The organism is Oleiharenicola sp. Vm1 (assembly GCF_047777955.1).
Lineage (GTDB): Bacteria > Verrucomicrobiota > Verrucomicrobiia > Opitutales > Opitutaceae > Didemnitutus.
On the sequence record NZ_CP180537.1, the window covers coordinates 3137623 to 3154133 of the forward strand.

At 68.7% G+C, this 16511-nt stretch carries 15 protein-coding genes and 1 other RNA gene; 7 read left to right on the forward strand and 9 right to left on the reverse strand.

All coding sequences use genetic code 11. The features are described from left to right. The first annotated feature begins 28 nt into the window (after window positions 1-28). The 6 genes from ACMYLB_RS15140 (at window position 29) to ACMYLB_RS15165 (ending at window position 4428) form a co-directional block, all read left to right on the forward strand. Entirely contained in the window at window positions 29-295 is a 267-nt protein-coding gene (locus ACMYLB_RS15140) for a hypothetical protein (protein WP_415907805.1), read from the forward strand. Between the two features lie 12 nt (window positions 296-307). After that, a complete protein-coding gene (locus tag ACMYLB_RS15145) occupies window positions 308-820 on the forward strand; it encodes a sterol desaturase family protein (protein WP_415907806.1) in 513 nt (170 codons plus the stop codon). Between the two features lie 28 nt (window positions 821-848). After that, window positions 849-2927 (forward strand): VIT and vWA domain-containing protein, encoded by a 2079-nt coding sequence (locus ACMYLB_RS15150; protein ID WP_415907807.1) that lies wholly within the window; start codon window positions 849-851, stop codon window positions 2925-2927. Window positions 2928-2995: 68 nt separating this feature from the next. Continuing rightward, the gene (gene rrtA, locus ACMYLB_RS15155; protein ID WP_415907808.1) at window positions 2996-3595 is read left to right on the forward strand and encodes a rhombosortase; all 600 of its coding nucleotides are present in this window, start codon (window positions 2996-2998) and stop codon (window positions 3593-3595) included. Window positions 3596-3752: 157 nt separating this feature from the next. Next, a complete protein-coding gene (locus ACMYLB_RS15160) occupies window positions 3753-3992 on the forward strand; it encodes a hypothetical protein (protein WP_415907809.1) in 240 nt (79 codons plus the stop codon). Between the two features lie 103 nt (window positions 3993-4095). Continuing rightward, window positions 4096-4428 carry a hypothetical protein gene (locus ACMYLB_RS15165; protein ID WP_415907810.1) on the forward strand — a complete coding sequence of 111 codons (333 nt, stop codon included), beginning with the start codon at window positions 4096-4098 and terminating at the stop codon, window positions 4426-4428. A gap of 44 nt (window positions 4429-4472) precedes the next feature. On the opposite strand, the gene ACMYLB_RS15170 is transcribed toward ACMYLB_RS15165, so the two are convergent. The 5 genes from ACMYLB_RS15170 to dnaX all read right to left on the reverse strand — a co-directional run bounded on the left by ACMYLB_RS15170 (window position 4473) and on the right by dnaX (window position 13804). Next, a complete protein-coding gene (locus tag ACMYLB_RS15170) occupies window positions 4473-6722 on the reverse strand; it encodes a CHASE2 domain-containing protein (protein ID WP_415907811.1) in 2250 nt (749 codons plus the stop codon). A gap of 97 nt (window positions 6723-6819) precedes the next feature. Next, window positions 6820-7749: a FecR domain-containing protein gene (locus ACMYLB_RS15175; RefSeq protein ID WP_415907812.1), complete on the reverse strand. Its 930-nt coding sequence runs from the start codon at window positions 7747-7749 to the stop codon at window positions 6820-6822. Between the two features lie 109 nt (window positions 7750-7858). Next, a complete protein-coding gene (locus tag ACMYLB_RS15180) occupies window positions 7859-9766 on the reverse strand; it encodes an O-antigen ligase family protein (RefSeq protein WP_415907813.1) in 1908 nt (635 codons plus the stop codon). 174 nt (window positions 9767-9940) lie between these two features. After that, window positions 9941-12112, reverse strand: coding sequence for a glutamine synthetase III (locus ACMYLB_RS15185; RefSeq protein ID WP_415907814.1), 2172 nt, complete (start codon window positions 12110-12112; stop codon window positions 9941-9943). Window positions 12113-12358: 246 nt separating this feature from the next. Beyond that, window positions 12359-13804, reverse strand: coding sequence for a DNA polymerase III subunit gamma/tau (gene dnaX / locus ACMYLB_RS15190; RefSeq protein ID WP_415907815.1), 1446 nt, complete (start codon window positions 13802-13804; stop codon window positions 12359-12361). Between the two features lie 161 nt (window positions 13805-13965). Between dnaX and ACMYLB_RS15195 the strand changes: the two genes are divergently transcribed. Beyond that, a complete protein-coding gene (locus ACMYLB_RS15195; RefSeq protein WP_415907816.1) occupies window positions 13966-14826 on the forward strand; it encodes a fumarylacetoacetate hydrolase family protein in 861 nt (286 codons plus the stop codon). A gap of 42 nt (window positions 14827-14868) precedes the next feature. Here ACMYLB_RS15195 and ffs read toward each other — a convergent pair. The 4 genes from ffs to ACMYLB_RS15215 form a co-directional block, all read right to left on the reverse strand. Continuing rightward, window positions 14869-14967, reverse strand: an RNA gene (ffs, locus tag ACMYLB_RS15200) — signal recognition particle sRNA small type. A 93-nt stretch (window positions 14968-15060) separates the two neighbouring features. Next, the gene (locus ACMYLB_RS15205) at window positions 15061-15558 is read right to left on the reverse strand and encodes a hypothetical protein (protein ID WP_415907817.1); all 498 of its coding nucleotides are present in this window, start codon (window positions 15556-15558) and stop codon (window positions 15061-15063) included. Then, entirely contained in the window at window positions 15555-15851 is a 297-nt protein-coding gene (locus ACMYLB_RS15210) for a hypothetical protein (protein WP_415907818.1), read from the reverse strand. Before ACMYLB_RS15210 ends, ACMYLB_RS15205 begins: the two co-directional genes overlap by 4 nt. Further along, on the reverse strand, window positions 15848-16435 hold the full coding sequence (locus ACMYLB_RS15215; protein ID WP_415907819.1) for an RNA polymerase sigma factor: 588 nt from the start codon (window positions 16433-16435) through the stop codon (window positions 15848-15850). Before ACMYLB_RS15215 ends, ACMYLB_RS15210 begins: the two co-directional genes overlap by 4 nt. Window positions 16436-16511 lie beyond the last annotated feature (76 nt).

Below are 16511 nucleotides of genomic sequence, written 5' to 3' on the forward strand. Positions count from 1 at the left end.
CGAATCCTTTTCCCGTCTCCCTCCCGCCATGAACTCCACCCTCCCTCCCGTCCTTCCGCCCCGCAGCTCGAAACCGGCCAAGGGCTATTTCTCGCCGCGCGCCGTTCGCACCGCGTCGTTTTACATCACCTCCCTCTGCATCGTGGCCAGCGCCGTGACCTGCATCCTGGCGATCTGGAATTTCACCCGGCACGACTCGCTCTGGCGCCTGATCGCTTCGTTCGTCGTGGTCGCCGCCGGCACCGGCCTGTTCTCGGCCGTGAACACCGCCTTCGGCGAGGAACGCGATAACTGAGCCCGGCGCGCCATGAAGATCGTCCTCTTCGCCTTGTCCGCCGGCGCCGTCGCCGCCCTGACCTACCTCGTCACGACGCTCGTGCAGGTCGTCTTCCACCGCTGGTTCGGCCACGAGGACCGGCTGCACGCGGTGTTCGTCAACCACGCGCGCGGCCATCACGCCGACTACCGCGCCGGCCGCCTGCGGAGCGAGCGCTACATCGAGGCGGAGCGTCACGTGATGTGGTATTACGCCCTGCCGCTGGTGCCGCTCACGGCGCTCGTCGCCTGGCTGCTGCCGTGGTCGCTCGTCGCCGTCCACGTCGTCGCCCTCGGCGCGACCATCGCGTGGCACCTCCACCTGCACGCGCAATACCACCTGTTCGACTCGCCGTGGGCGCGCTTCGCGTGGTTCCGCCGCAAGCGCGAGCTGCACCTGCGCCACCACGTCCGCCAGGACGCCAACTACGCCATCGTCGCGTTCTTCTGGGACCGCCTCCTAGGCACGCTCGACCGCCAGCCGGCCGAAATGCGCCGCCGCTGACCCACCCCTCACTCGCCATCTTTCTCCAATGAAAACCCTCCGTTCCCTCACCCTTCTCGTCGGTGCCGCGCTGCTCCTCGCCGCGCACGCCCTCGCGGGCGGCACACTCATGCCCGTCGGCTCGCCCCACGCGCCAATCCAGATCCGCAGTCATCAGGTGAACGTCGTCATCAACAACGGTTTTGCCCGCACCGAGGTGCTGCAGACGTTCTTCAACCCGAACGCGCAGGACCTCGAGGCCATCTACGCGTTCCCCGTGCCGAAGAGCGCCTCGCTCTCCGAGGTGACAATCGTCACCGGCGAACGCACGCTCCATGGCGAAGTCCTTCCAAAGAAGGATGCCCAGGCCGCCTACGAGGACGAGAAGGCGAAAGGCAACGACTCTGGCCTCGCCACGAAGAACAGCTACCAGACCTACGAGTTCCGCGTCGCGCCGGTGCGCGCCAACGCCGAGGTGAAGCTGCGCTTCGTCTACTACCAGCCGCTCGAGATCGACACCGGTGTCGGCCGCTTCGTCTATCCGCTCGAGGACGGCGGCACCGACGACGTCGCGAAGTCGTTCTGGACCGCCAACCCGAAGGTCGAGGGCGAGCTGCTCGTCAACGTCGAGTTGAAGTCCGCCGTGCCCGTCGCCGACGTGCGCGTGCCCGGCTTCGAGAACGCACTGCAGACGCAGAAGCTCGGCGAGGGCCACTACAAGGTCGCGCTCAGCCGCCAGGGCGCGTCGCTCGACCGCGACTTCGTCTTCTATTACCGCCTCGCCACCGACCTGCCCGGCCGCGTCGAGGTCATCCCGTATCGCGCTGCCGCCGACAAGCCCGGCACGTTCATGATGGTCGTCACGCCCGGCGTCGACCTGCAGCCGATCAAGCACGGCGCCGACTACGTCTTCGTGCTCGACCGCTCCGGCTCGATGCAGGGCAAGCTCGGCACGCTCGCCCGCGGCGTCACGCAGGCGCTCGGGCAAATGAAGCCCGAGGACCGATTTCGCATCGTCGTCTTCAACAACCGAGCCGAAGAACTCGTCCCCTGGACCGCAGCGACTCGAGAAGCTGTTCAACAAGCTGCCGACAAAGTGGCAGCCGTGGGCTCAACTGGCGGCACCGATCTTTACGCCGGTATTAAGGAAGGTCTTCGGGGACTTGATGCCGACCGAGCCACCAGCCTCGTCCTCGTCACCGACGGCGTGGCCAACCAGGGCATCGTCGAACCCGCCGCCTTCGCCCAACTGGTCTCGCAATACGACATCCGCGTCTTCGGCTTCCTCATGGGCAACAGCGCCAACTGGCCGCTCCTGCGACTCCTTACCGACGCGACCGGCGGCTTCTACGCGGGCGTGTCCAACGACGACGACATCGTCGGCCAGCTCCTTCTGGCAAAATCCAAGATAGCCTTCGAGGCGATGCACGGCGCCAGCGTGAAGTTCTCCGGCGCGCGCGTCGCCGACCTCACCGGCGACCAGCCGAAGAAAATCTACCGCGGCCAGCAGCTCGTGCTCTTCGGCCGCTACGAATCGCACGGCCCCGCCACCGTCACGCTCCGCGCCAAGCTCACCGGCGAGGACAAGACCTACACCGCGTCGTTCGACTTCCCCGAGGTCGACACCGACAATCCCGAGATCGAACGCCTCTGGGCCATGGCCCAGATCGAGCAGATCGAACAAAAGGAAATGCTCGGCGCGACGCCGCCCACGGAAGCGCAGGACGCCATCACGGCCCTCGGCGTCAGCCACCAGCTCGTGACCGACCACACCGCGATGGTCGTGATGAGCGACGAGAGCTTCGCCGCCCGCGGCATCGAGCGCCGCAACCAGCAGCGCACCGCCCTCGAGCACGCCGCCCAGGCCGTCCGCGCCAACGCGCCGGTGAAGAGCTACCGCGTCGACGCGGCGCAGCCGATGTTCAACCAGCCGGCACCGCACATCAGCCGCGGCGGCAGCGGCGGCGGCGCCATCGACCGCGGCCTGCTCGCGCTCGTCGCCGCGCTCGGTCTGCTGGCCGCCTGGCGCTACTTCCGCCGCGCGTCGCGCGACCTCGAGGCCGCCGACCGCCGGCAGAATTGTCATCGCTCCGAAGCCGCGGCGGCCCACCGCGACCCGCAGCCATGACTACGACCACGGACGGCGCGGCCCGATGCCGAACCTTGGCGGGAGAAAACACGTCCGCCGCGCCGTCCGTGGCTCGCCGCGCCCTCGTGCGTCGACTCGCCCCGCTGATCGTTCCGCTCCTCGCCCTCGTCCTCCACGCCACGCCGCATGCCGCCGCTCTCCTCCAGTTCGATCGCGCCGCTCTCGCCCACGGGCAGCTCTGGCGCCTCCTCACCGGCCATCTCGTGCACTTCAGCACCGAGCACCTGCTCTGGGACATCGGTGCCTTCACACTGCTCGGCCTGCTGCTGCCGCCGCTCCCGCTGCGCCACTGGGTCTCGCTCCTCGGCGGCGCCGCGCTCGTCATCTCCGCCGGCGTCTGGCTGCTGCAGCCGCAGTTCGTCCTCTACCGCGGCCTGAGCGGCATCGATTGCGCGCTGTTCGGCGCCGTCCTCGTCACGCGCCTGCGCGTCGCCCGTCGCGAGCGCGACCGCGCGGCGCGCGCCGGGATCGCGCTCGTGAACCTCGGCTTTCTGGGCAAATGCGCCTACGAGCTGCGGACCGCCGCGGCCGTCTTCGTCGCCGGGACCGATTTCACTCCGGTGCCTCTCGCCCACCTGCTGGGCGCGGCCGCCGGGGCGCTGCTCGCGACTTCACCGTTGAGCCCGGCCGCGGAAACCGATTGCTAAGGATCGGGCCGGCCGGCGTCGCCAGGACGCACTCTCAACACCCCATGCTCCTCAACTTCGCGCTCGTTTTCCTCATCTTCGGCGCCGGAAAAAGAAACTGAACCCCTACCTCGGCGCCGCGCTCTACGGCGGCATCAAGGGCGGGCTCGCGGTCTTCGTGACGGCCAGCCTGGCCGCCGGCGCGATCAACTTCGCGCTCTACGCCGCGCTCGCCGCCGGCCTCCTGCTCCTGCTGGCGCGCATCGACCGGAAGGAGGCGGGCGAAAACACAATCAGCGACTACGCGCTGCGCCGGAAGACGTCGTTCAAGTGGGAATACGTCCCGCTCTCGGCCATCGTCGTGCTCCTCATCTTCGGTGAGCTGCTGGCGACGCTGTTCATCGCGCCCGCAGCCTGAGTCCGCGGGCAACCAGATGAGCTACGGCCGCATTGTTCTCGGTGCCCTGTTCATTGTCCTAGTCGGGTGCGCCCGAAACCAAGCCGTCCCACCAGGCTCCGAAATGTGGAGCATCGATTATCTGCGCAGGCATCCTCCGCAAACCGCGGGCGAGCCGATCGCCTACCAGCGATGGATAAACTCAATGATGTCCGGCACCTGCTACGTGCACGGCGCCCAAATGCCGAGGGAATGGGTGCCGTTCTACAACGACATGAGCGCGGAAAGCAGAATACCGGAGAACGTGCGGACGACCCTTTTCCCTTTTTCTCTCCACGTTTGGTATTTTGGCGGTGAGAAGCTGCCGCCCGGAAAGGCGGAGATTTTCATTTGTCCGGCATGCGACGAAGCACGTCGCGTGTGGCTGCAGCGCCATCGGGAGCCGAACCGGCCGTAGGAGCTGCGCCGCTCGCGGGACGCTCGGACGGCTTTGCGTCCGACTCAGCCCTTTTCCTTCATCACGAACACGCCGTCCCAGCCGGGGCCGGGCGGGTGTTCGCTCATGTAGCGGCAGCGCTCGATCATGATCAGCGAGGGGTTGCTCTCGATCGCGAGCGACTTGTCCGGCTGGTGCGGTTCGAGACGCGCGCTCTGCTCGAACAACGCGATCGCCCCGGCCCAATCCTGCGCGTGATAGCGCTCGACCGCCCGGGCGTGGAGGGCGAGGCATTCGAGGGTGCGCGCGGACACGTCGGTCCGGAAGCCGACGATCTCGTGCACCCCGACGGGCAGCGAACGTCCCTTGACGACGATCTTGTCCAGGAAGCGGAAGACGATGCGGTCGCCGCCGTGCTTCTCGCACTCGGCGCGGGTCGAGTCGGTGACCATCGTGTAGACGCCCATGAGCTTCGCGCCGGACTCCATGCGCGCGGCGAGGTTCACGTTGTCGCCCATCATGGTGTAACTGAAGCGCGTGCGGCTGCCCATGTTGCCGATGATGGCAGGACCGGAATTCAGGCCGAGGCGCGCGCGCAGGTTGTGCACCACCGGCGGCCACTTTTCCCCTTCCCCGCGCCATTTCTGCCGGAGCTCCTCGATTTTATGCTGCACCCGGACCGACGCCACGCAGGCCCGGTAGGCGTGGTCGGACAGCGGCAGCGGCGCGCCGAACATCGCGACGACGGCGTCGCCGATGTATTTGTCGAGCGTGCCGCCCTCCTCCTGCACGATGTCGGTGCAGGCGGTGAGGTATTCGTTCATCAGCTCGACCAGCCGCGCCGGCGTCATCTTTTCCGAAAAGGTGGAGAAGGACTGGATGTCGGAGAAATACGCGGTGATCGCCTCCTCGTGTCCGCCGAGCTCGGGCTCCTTGCCGGACTCGATCAGGCTGTTGACGACCGTGGGCGCGAGGTAGGCGGAGAACATGCCCTTGATGCGGCCCTTCTGCTTCTCCTCGACGATCAGCTGCCAGGCGATGCCGGCAAAGGCCATGGTGAAGGCGCCGCTCAGCGGTGCGGTCACGGGCAGGACCAGGTGCGAGCTCTTGAAGAGCAGGAACGCCGCGACCGCATAGCCGCCGAGCACGACCAACGCCGCGAGCTTGGACCAGAGGCCCTTCGTCCCACCGATCACGGACAGGGCCGTGACGATGCAGCCGAGCGCGAGGGTCGCGACGTAGAGCGTCCAGACCGGAAGGCGGTGCAGATACTGGCCGCTGACGATGGTCTTGAGCAGGTTGCCGTGCACGCCGACCTTCGGCACGGGCTGCGCGTCGAACGGCGTGGCCGCCAGGTCCTGGAGCAGCGGATCGACCGGACCGATGAGCACCACGGCGCCCTGGAACTGCTTGAAGAACTCCTTCGCCGCCGCCTGCGCCTTCTCGTCCGGATCCGCCAGCATCCGCGCGTAGTTGTAGACGATGGAGAAGCTCGTGCGCGGGTTCTTGTCCGAGAGCCAGGCCGAGAACCAGTTGATCTCGAGAAACTGCTTCTGCGCGAGCGGGACGTGCGCGAGCGTGCGCCCGTCCGGGGCGGTCACGTCGAGGAATCCGTCGGTGACGTGCACGGCGTCCGGCTTGAGGTCCCAGTAGAGCAGCGCGAGCGCCAGCGCCATGTGGTCGTAGCGCCGGGCGTCGGTCGGCGCGAAGAGCGCCACCCAGCGCGTGCCGCCCTCGAGGGTGTCGATCAGGCCGACGTTCGCCGGCGTCCAGAGCCGGCCGTTACCGATATTGAACTCCGGCAGTTCGGGCAGCGAAGCGAGCTCCGCGGGCGTCAGCCCGTCCGCCACGATCGGCAGGAAGCGCGCCTCGCGCCCCTTCGCGCCGCGGAAATCCTGCGAGGCGTAGGACGCGGCCGTGACCATCGGCGGCGCCTTGCGGAGGAAGCGCGCCAGCTCGACGTTGGCCTGCACCCAGCGCGCGCGGTCGTAGGACTCGGACACGCCCATCTCGGAAAAGACGATGTCGACGCCGATCGCCTTGGCGCCGCCCGCCTCGAGCAGCGCCCGCCCGACCTGCGCGAAATACGAGCGCGGCCACGGGAAGTTGCCCAGCTCCTCGATCGCCTGGGAATCGATGTCGACGTAGATCACCGGCACGGGGGCCGCCAGCTCGCCGCGAAACCGGAACCGCCAGTCGAGCGTGAGATCCTCCGCCACGCGCAGGTAGCCGAGCTGGGCGGCCAGCGCCCAGAGCAGCGGGATCGGCAGCAGGACCAGGAAGCGCCAGTCGAACTTCAGCTTGGGGTGAGCCACGGGCCGGAGCGTAGCCGGGCGCCGCGACGTGGGAAGGGAAAACAAAAGCGCCCGGCGGTGCGGCCGGGCGCGCGAAGATCGGACTCGTCGGCCGAGATCAGCCGCCGGCGCCCGGCGTCAGCGACGGGTTCGTCGTGGTCGCGCCGGGCGTGTTCGCCGCCGGCTTGTTGTCGGTCGGGGTGGAATCGGTGGACTTCTTGGTCTCGCTGGGCGTGTCGGACTTCTTCTCCTCGGTCGTGGTGTTGCCGCTGCCCGTGTTCTGGGGCGTGGAGTTGTTCGTGTTGGTGTCCGTGTTCGCGGCCTGCTGCTGGTCGTTGGTCGTGATGGTGACGTTCTTGGAGGCCTCGGTGATCGCCGCCGTGACCGCCTGGGTGATCTGCGCGGAGGCTTCGGCGGAGATCGTCGTCGTGGCCGCGGGGACCTCGACCTTCGTGACCTGCACGCTGCCGGTGCTCGGATCGACGGTCGCCTCGGCGGTGACGACGAGTTCCTGGTCCTTCGGCACCTCGACGTTGGAGGGCGCCTGCACGGTGCCCTCGAAGGCCACCTTGCCGTCCGCGGTGGAGAGCTGGAAGGTGAAGGTCTTCCCGTCGCCGGACGGGCGGAACACGATGCGGAAGGTCGTGCCGCGGATGCCGGCCGCGCCCACCGGCGTCGTGATGTTGAAGCTGGAGCCCTTGTCCTTGTTCAGGTGCTTCACGTCGCCGACCATTTCGCCGTAGGCGAGATTCAGCGAGGTCTTCGAGACCGTGGGTTCGGATTCGAGCTTGGACACGACGATGTCCTCGCCGAGCGGGTCCATCTTGAATTCCTCGATCTTCAGCTTGCTGTCGCCGCCGAGCTTCACCGAGGCGCCGTTGGCAAAAACCAGGACCACGAGGGCGCCCTTGGACGTCGTGACGGTATCGGTCTCGATCAGCGTATCGCCGAGCTTGAGCTCCGCGCTCCGGCCATCGGCTGTCAGGCGGTGGACGGCGCCCTCGATCTTGCCGACCTTGATCGCACCCGCCTTGGTCGGGACGCTCACCCCCGCGGCGGATTGCGCGGTGGCCTGCAACGACAAACCAATGGCAAAAAGCGCAACAAAGACAAAACGGAGGACCGAGGATTTCATAGTGGCCAGGGTTGAGAGGCGCTCAGCGACCCGCGGACAGGCGGGCGCGCAGAGATTTCGCCTGCGCATAAGTCGGGTCAAGAGCTAAACAGGTTTCCACCTCCGCGAGCGCCTCCGCCTTTCGGTCAGGTTGCGTGCTGAGGTGATACGCGTAGTAGTAGCGCCATTCGGCCGTGTGCGGCGCGAGGGAAACCGCCCGGCGGAAAGACGACTCGGCCTCGGTGCGCCGGTCCTGCAGGTCGAGCGCCACCGCCTGGCGAATCCACGCCTCCGCCGCGATCGGACAGAGCGCGATCGCGCGCGCGGCGGCGGCCTCGGCGCGCCGGCCGATCGCCGCGGCGTTGCCGTGGGTGACATGCCACGCGAGCGCCGTCGCGTAGGCGAGATCGCTCCAGGCCCGCCCGTTTTCCGGGTCGACCTTCACCGCCTGTTGAAAATTCAGCAGCGCCGGCGGGACCGCGGCGTCCAGCGTCGCGCGTCCCGCGGCCACGCGGTCGATGCCGCGCCGCGACTCGAAGCGCAGCGCCTCGCTCCGGTAAAGCGCCTCGCCGCGCCCGGCACACGCCGCGAGCACGCCGAGGAAAGGCACCGCGCCGAGCGCCAGCGCCAGGCGCGAGACCCGCGGAGCGGCGGCGGTCTCCGGGCGGCGCAGCAGCAAGGCGACGACCACCGCCGCCGCGTAGGCGAGCGCCGGGATCTTCGTGTGGAAGTCGACCGCCAGGTGCACCGCGAACGCCACGGCGCCCAGCCACCAGGCCAGCCGCCAGCGCCAGCTCTCGAGCGCGCCGGCCGCGGGGACGGCCGCGCGCCGCCGCTCCCGCACCGCGCGCCAGCCCAATGCCAGCAGCGCCGCGCCGGCCCCCGCCCACAGCGCGAAACCCGCCACGCCGTAGTCGGCGAGCGTGTTGAGATAATCGTTGTGCGCCCATTCCGGCTCGTTGCCGAAGCCCGCCGGACGGAATTGATCGAACACGACGTTGTAGGATGCCGCGCCCGTGCCGCCCCACGGCGCGCTCTGCCAGATCCGCCAGCCCACGCGCCAGATGATCGGCCGGCTGGACTCGAACTCGCCGCTCAGGAACGGCGCGATGCGCTCGCGGGCGTAGTCGCTGTGGAAGTAAAGCGCGGCGAGACCGGCCGCGAGGCAGGCCACCACGCCCAACGCCCCCAGCGCGCCGCGGCGCGCCGTGCGGCTGGTCAGCACCGGCCAGAGCGCCAGCGCCGCCGCCGCGCCGATCCACCCGCCGCGGCTGCCGGTCAGGACCAGGCCGAAAACGAACACCGCCGCGAGCCAGCCGCAGAGAATTTTCCCGGCCAGCGGCAGCGCGCGCGAGCCGAACCAGACGAGGCAGAGCGGCAGCACGAGCTCCAGCAACGCCGCGAGGCTGTTGGGAATGCCGAACATCCCGGCGGAGCGTCCGACGAACTGCTCGGCCTGCGTGCGGCCCAGCATCATCCACTTCGGGTCGACGAAACGCTGATACGCCGCCATCGCCACGCCCGCGAGCGCCAGCCCGACCAGGGTGCCAGCCAGGGTCCAGGTCTGCGCGCGCGTGCGCGCGAAGTGCAGCGCCAGCGCGAACCACAGCCACATCTGGAACCAGAGCAGCCACTCGCGCCACGCCAGCCAGCGCGCCGGCGCGATCCAGATCACGCTGGCGAGCGCGAAGAGCAGGAAGGGGACGGGCAGCAGCGCCCGGGCGTCGAGGGCGCGCGGACGCAGCACCAGCAGCGCCGCGCCGAGGGCTGCGAGGAGCCAGACCGCCCGCGCGGACCAGACCATCGTCTCCGCCAGGTAGCCGCCGAGGCCCAGCGTCGTCCCCGCCAGCGTGACGGCGAGCCCGAGCGTCAGCACCCATTCGCCGATCGCCGCCACGCGGGCGGGCGCGTCAGCGGGAGCGGCGGGCGCGGTGGCGGGGAGAACGGACATCGGTCACGTTCAACCGGAATGCCGCGCCCCGGGCTACACGAAAGTGCAGGCCACCCGTCCGCGGCCGGCGACGCAGCCGAGGCCGGTTTCGCCCCGCACGCCGGGCGACGGCCGAAAAAACGCCCGGCTCGCTTGCGCGGGCCGGGCGTTGTTGGTGTGCGTTCTACCCCAAAATCACTTGATGAAGAGCATCTCTTCGTAGGTCGGCAGCGGCCAGGACTCGTCGGGGCACACGGCCTCGAGGGCGTCCACGGCCTTGCGGATCGCGAGGAGCTGCGGGAGGACCTCGTGGCACATGTGCGCGGCCTCGGCTTCGAGACCGGACACGTGGTCGGCGCGGATCTCCTCGAGCTTGGCCAGCTCGGCGGTGAGCTTGTCGACCAGGCCCGTGACCTTGTCGAGCAGGCCGGTGTCGGCCTTGGCGCCGGCGGCGCGGAGGGCCGCGACGTTCTGCGCGAGCTCGGTCTGGTAGCGGATCGCGGTCGGGAGGAACTTCGTGTTCACCATCTCGGTGACGACGTTGGCCTCGACGGCGATGGCCTTGACGTATTGCTCGAAGGCGATGTCGCGGCGGGCCTCGAGTTCGCGCTTGGTGAGGATGCCGTAAGCCTCGTAGGCAGCGACCGTGGACTTCGCGGCGAGCACCGGGATGGCGTCGACGGAAGTGCGCAGGTTCGGGAGGCCGCGCTTCTCGGCTTCCTTGTGCCATTCCTCGGAGTAGCCGTTGCCGTTGAAGATGACGGCGCTGTGCTCGCGGGCGATCTCGGTCAGGATGTCCTGCACGGCGTCCTCGAACTTCTTCGACTTGGGCGCCTTCTCGAGCTTGGTGGCGATGTAGTCGAGCGACTCGGCCATGATCGTGTTCAGCGCCGCGAGCGGGGCGGCGATGGACTGGTTGGCGGCGACGGCGCGGTATTCGAATTTGTTGCCGGTGAAGGCGAACGGCGAGGTGCGGTTGCGGTCGCCCGCGTCCTTCATGAGGAGCGGCAGCGTGTCGACGCCGAGGTGCATCGTGCCGGCGGACTTCGAGGACTTGGCCTTGCCCTTCTTGAGCTGCTCGAACACGTCGGCGAGCTGCTCGCCGAGGAAGATCGAGATGATGGCCGGCGGGGCCTCGTTGGCGCCGAGGCGGTGGTCGTTGGAAGCGGAGGCGACCATCGCGCGGAGGAGGGCGCCGTGCTTGTGGACGGCGCGGACGACGGCGGCGCAGAACACGAGGAACTGCATGTTCTGGTGCGGCGTGTGGCCCGGCTCGAGCAGGTTGCCCTGCGCGGAGTTGCCGAGCGACCAGTTGAGGTGCTTGCCGGAGCCGTTGACGCCCGCGAAGGGCTTCTCGTGCAGGAGGCACTCGAGGCCGTATTTGCGCGCGACGCGCCGGAGCGTGATCATCACCTGCTGCTGGTGGTCGGCGGCGATGTTCGCGTTCTCGTAAATGGGCGCGATCTCGTATTGCGACGGCGCGACCTCGTTGTGGCGGGTCTTGACCGGCACGCCGAGCTTGTAGAGCTCCGCCTCGCACTCGTGCATGAACGCGAGGACGCGGTCCGGGATGACGCCGAAGTATTGGTCCTCGAACTCCTGGCCCTTGGGCGGGCGGGCGCCGAACAGCGTGCGGCCGGCCGTGAGCAGGTCGGGGCGGCTGAGGTAGAAATTGCGGTCGATCAGGAAGTATTCCTGCTCCGGGCCGGCGGTGGCCGTGATCATCGGAATGTTCTGGTGGCCGAAAAGCTTGAGGATGCGGCGCGCCTGCTCGTCGAGCGCCTTCATCGAGCGGAGAACCGGGGTCTTGAGGTCGAGGGCCTCGCCCGTCCAGGAGACGAACGCGGTCGGAATGCAGAGCGTGACGCCGTTGGCGTTCTCGACGAGGTAGCAGGGGCTGGTGACGTCCCAGGCGGTGTAGCCGCGGGCCTCGAAGGTGGCGCGGATGCCGCCGGAGGGGAACGACGAGGCGTCGGGCTCGCCCTGGGCGAGCTGCTTGCCGGAGAACTCGGCGATGGCGCCGCCGCGGCCGTCGGGCTCGAGGAAGCTGTCGTGCTTTTCCGCGGTGATGCCGGTGAGCGGCTGGAAAACGTGCGCGTAGTGCGTGGCGTGGTGCTCGAGCGCCCAGTCCTTGATCGCGGTGGCGACGATATCGAGCACGCCCTGCTCGAGGGTGGCGCCGGTGTCGATGGTCTTCTTCAGCGACTTGTAGGCGGCCTTCGGGAGGCGCTGCTGCATGATTTTGTCGTTGAAGACATTCTTGCCGAAGAGGCCGGCAGAGTGGCTTTCATTGAAAGCCACGGTCTTCGTCGTGCGGTAGTTGTTGGCCGCAGAGATCGCCGCGAGGCGGGAGGGACTAACGCTCATAGTGGGTGTGAGAACGCAGGGTAGTTTTGTTGGGTGAACGCCCGTCAAAATGGGGACGAGTGCTCGCGCGTGATTAAAGCCGGTTCCATGCCAGCCACGCCAGCCGGTTGAAGAAAAATGCCCAGGTGACACGCACGCCCGACGGGGGCCGGCCGGAGGGCTCCGCGCCCTGCGGGCGTCAGCTCTTCAGCGCCGACTTCGGCACGCGCTTCACCGTGACGAAATTCGCCCGGAACAGCTCGTCCATCAGCTGGCGGACACCCGGCGGCACGCGCTGGACCAGGTCGTCGAGCGGGGGAGCGGCGACTTGTCGTCGGGCTCGGGCGCCGTGGCGCGGGCCGCGGCCGGGGGCGAAACGGGCCCTTGCTCGCGTTGCTCGGCCAGGAACGACGCCTCCTCGCCCTCGCTGGGACCGACCGGGGCGCCCTCGTCGACGGGGGCGCCGGGGTTCTCGGTCAGGACGCTGCTGGCGGGCGCGTCCTCCTCCCCACCCGCGCTCTCCGTCCGCGGCGCAGGGCGTTCCGCCGCGCCGGCGCCGCTAGCCCACGGCCTCAGTCGTTTTTTTACCGGGTCGTCCGGCAGGCTCTCGGCGAGAGTGGCGATTTCCTTGATCAGGCTGTCGATGGCGCGCGCGCGGCTGGCCTCGACGGCCTTGAGCAGCGCGACCTCGAAATTGATCTTCTCGGACAGGCCGTGCTTCACGCCGCCCTCGCCTTCGCGGAGCGCGTCGAGCAGGCGGGTGAGCTGCTCGGTGGACATCGGCGTGCCGAGCGTCTCGCTCGTGCCGCCCTTGGCGATCGCGTCGAGCAGCGCCGTGCGCAAGTGCGCCTGCAGGTCCACCAGCATGCGGTAGAGATCGCGGCCGTTCTCGTCGCACTCGTCGACGATGCGGACAATCTTCTTGTGGTCGCCCGCGGCCAGCGCCCCGGCGAGGTCGGCGATCGTCGCCGCGGAGACCAGGCCGTAGACGTCGAGCACGTCGGCCTCGCCGATTTCCGTGCCGCAGAACGAGATCATCTGGTCGAAGATCGACTGCGCGTCGCGCATGCCGCCGTCGGCCATGCGGGCGATGCTGTGCAGTGCCTCGTCGCTGACCTTGATCTTCTCCGCGCCGGCGATTTTCTTGAGGCGCTGCACGATCAGTTCGGTCGGGATCGGCTTCAGGTCGAAGCGCTGGCAGCGCGAGATGATCGTCGGGAGGACCTTCTGGACGTCGGTCGTGGCGAAGATGAACTTCACGTGCTCCGGCGGCTCCTCGAGGGTCTTCAGCAGCGCGTTGAACGCCGCGGCCGAGAGCATGTGCACCTCGTCGATGATGTAGACCTTGAACTTCCCCTGCGCCGGTGCGTAGCGGACGGTGTCGCGCAACTCGCGGACCTGCTCGACGCCGTTGTTGGACGCACCGTCGATCTCGATCACGTCGAGGCAGGAGCCCTCGGCGATGGACTTGGCGATCGGGTCCTCGGGGTCGAAATCGGCCTTCGGGCCGTTGGTGACGTTGAGGGCCTTGGCGAAAATGCGCGCGGTGCTGGTCTTGCCCGTGCCGCGCGGGCCGACGAACAGGTAGGCGTGCGCGATGCGCTGCCGGGCGATGGCGTTGCGCAGCGTCCGGACGACGTGCTCCTGGCCGACGACATCGTCGAAGGTTTGGGGCCGCCACTTGCGGGCGATGACTTGGTAGGCGCCGGACATCGGAAAGCTGAGAGTTGAGCGCCGGGAGTTGAGAGAAAAGCAAAAAACCGCGGCCGTGCGCGCTCGCGTCAAACGGCTTCCTCACGCTCTAATGTGGCGGCAACAGATTGGTTTCCCCGCCTGAAAACCGCGCCCTGCATCGCCTCCGTCCACCCCACCCCATGAAAATCGGCCGCTTCACCTCCGGCTCCGGCACCGTCCGCATCGGCTGTCTCGTCGCGGACGAGTCCGCGGTCGCGGATCTCTCCGCCGCCGGCCTCGCCTCGCTGCAAACCGTCCTCGACGCCCACGATCCGAGCGCGACCGTGCGCGGCGCCCTCGACCGAAACCCGCCGCGCCTCCCGGCCGGCTCCGTGCGCTGGCTCGCGCCGGTCGAGCGGCAGGAAGTCTGGGCCGCGGGCGTCACCTATCTCCGCAGCAAGGCCGCGCGCATGGAGGAATCCGACTTCAGCGCCTCGGCCTACGATCGCGTCTACGCGGCCGAGCGGCCGGAGCTGTTCTTCAAGGCCGTGGCGGAACGGGTCGTGGCCTCCGGCGACGCGGTCGGCATCCGCCGGGACGCCCGCTGGAACGTGCCCGAGCCGGAGCTCGCGCTGGTGCTCAACTCGCGCGGCGCGGTGGTCGGCTGCACGCTGGGCAACGACATGAGTTCGCGCGACATCGAGGGCGAAAACACGCTCTACCTGCCCCAGGCCAAGGTCTACGACCGCTCGTGCGCACTCGGGCCGTTCATCGCGCTCGATGTGAGCGAGGAAGAGCTGCGCCGGCGCCGGATCCGGCTCGAGATCACGCGGGCCGGCGCGGGCGTGTTCGCCGGCGAGACGTCGCTCGGCCAGCTGAAGCGCAGCTTCGCCGAGCTCGCCGGCTGGCTCGGGCGGAGCCAGACCTTCGCGCACGGCGCCGTGCTGCTCACCGGCACCGGCATCGTGCCGCCGGATGCGTTCACCCTGGCGGCGGGCGACGAGGTGGCGATCTCGCTCGAGCGTTTCGGAACCCTGCGCAACGCGGTTGTCGTCGTGTAGGCCTCGCGCCGTCGGGCCAAAATCCCCGCGCCCAAAAATAAAAGTGGCCAGGCACTCCACGGCACTGGGAGAACGTCGTCACCGTTGCTACCTTCCGGTCCTGGCGGGGTTCACGCGCCTGCCCATGCATGGCACCTGGCCAAGGCGGACCGTAGGTCGCACGACCCGTCGCGCAACCAATAAATCTCCGGGTCGGAAAACAATCGCGCCCGTCACGGGGACGGGCGCAACCGGCTACTCCTTGCCCGGATCGGCGGGCGGGGCCTTGCCGTCCGGCGGGGGACGCGGGTGCCCCTCGCCCTCGGGCGGGGGCGGCGGGGCGCGGCGCTCGCCCTTTTCGTTGCGCCGCTGCTCCATCAGGCGCCGGGCGCGTTCGCGCATCTCGGCGTTGAGCTTCTCAAATTTCGCGCGCTGCTCGGGCGTCAGCACCTCGGCGATGTCCTTTTCCATCCGCTCGAGGATGCGGCGGGTTTCCTGGAAGCCCTGCTGGCGCAGGCGGTTCAGCTCGTCGACGTCGCGGCGCACGATCGGCTTCAGGCGCTCGATCTGGTCGGACGTGAGGTCGAGGTGCTTCTCGAGCATCTTCAGGCGGGCCGGGCCCCAGTTGTCGGGCGCGAGGCGCTTCCGGAGCATGCTCTTGCCGACCTCGAGCGTCACGAAGCCCCCGGCCACCGCGCCCGCGAGGAAGATGCCGGTCAGCAGCAGGACGAGTTTCCAGGGCTTGTCGGTCATGACTGCGCGAGGACTTCGGTGACGGTGTCGCCGGCGATGGCTTCGGTCTCCTGCTCGGTCTGGAACGCCGAGTAGCCGAACGCCGCGGCGACCACGCTGAGGGCGCAGGCGGCGAAGAGGCCGCGCAGCGCGAACTTCTCGAGCACGGCGCGCGGGAGGATGGCGGCGGGGGCCGCGAGGCCGAGCGCGGCCACGCGCGTGGCAAAGCCATACGGCGCCTGCGCGTCACGATCGCCGGGAGCCTGGCGCGCGGCGGCGGCGAGGCGCAGCCATTGCTGGTAATGCGGGTTCATGACTTCTCCTGGTTTCTGAGTTCTTGAAAGAGTTTCTGCAACTTCCGACGCGCGCGGAAGGCGCGGACCTTGATCATCGACTGGCCCCAGCCGGTGAGCGCGGAGATCTCGGCGACCGACTTCTGCTCGAGGTCGAGCATCTGGATCACGGTGCGGTCGGCGGGCGCGAGCTGGCCGAGGAGCCGGGTGACGAGCTCGCGGGCCGCCATCGCATCGCTGGGGGCCTCGGCGGTGTGGTCGCTCAGGACGTTGTCGAGCACCTCGGCCTCGTTCTCGGAGAGGTCCGCCCACCGGAACTCCGGGCGGCGCTTCTGCGCGCGGAGCTGGTCGATGCACGTGGTCACGGCGATGCGCGACACCCAGTGGGTGAACGGCACGTTGCCCTGATACTGTGCGAGGCGGGTGAACATTTTCAGGAAGATGTCCTGCGCGAGGTCCTCTTCGGCCACCCGGCGCGGCAGGTGGGAACGGACGATGCGGATAACCAGCGGATAGAGGTGTTCGACCAGCGCCCGCGCCGCCGCTTGGTCGCGCGCGCGGACGCGTTCGAGGCAACCGGCCAGGTCGAACGTTTCGTCAGCCATGAGGAGCATGAGAGCGGGAGGAGCACGTCGATGGAGACGCATCCCCCAGCCCGGCAGTTACGTTTTTCACCTGGCG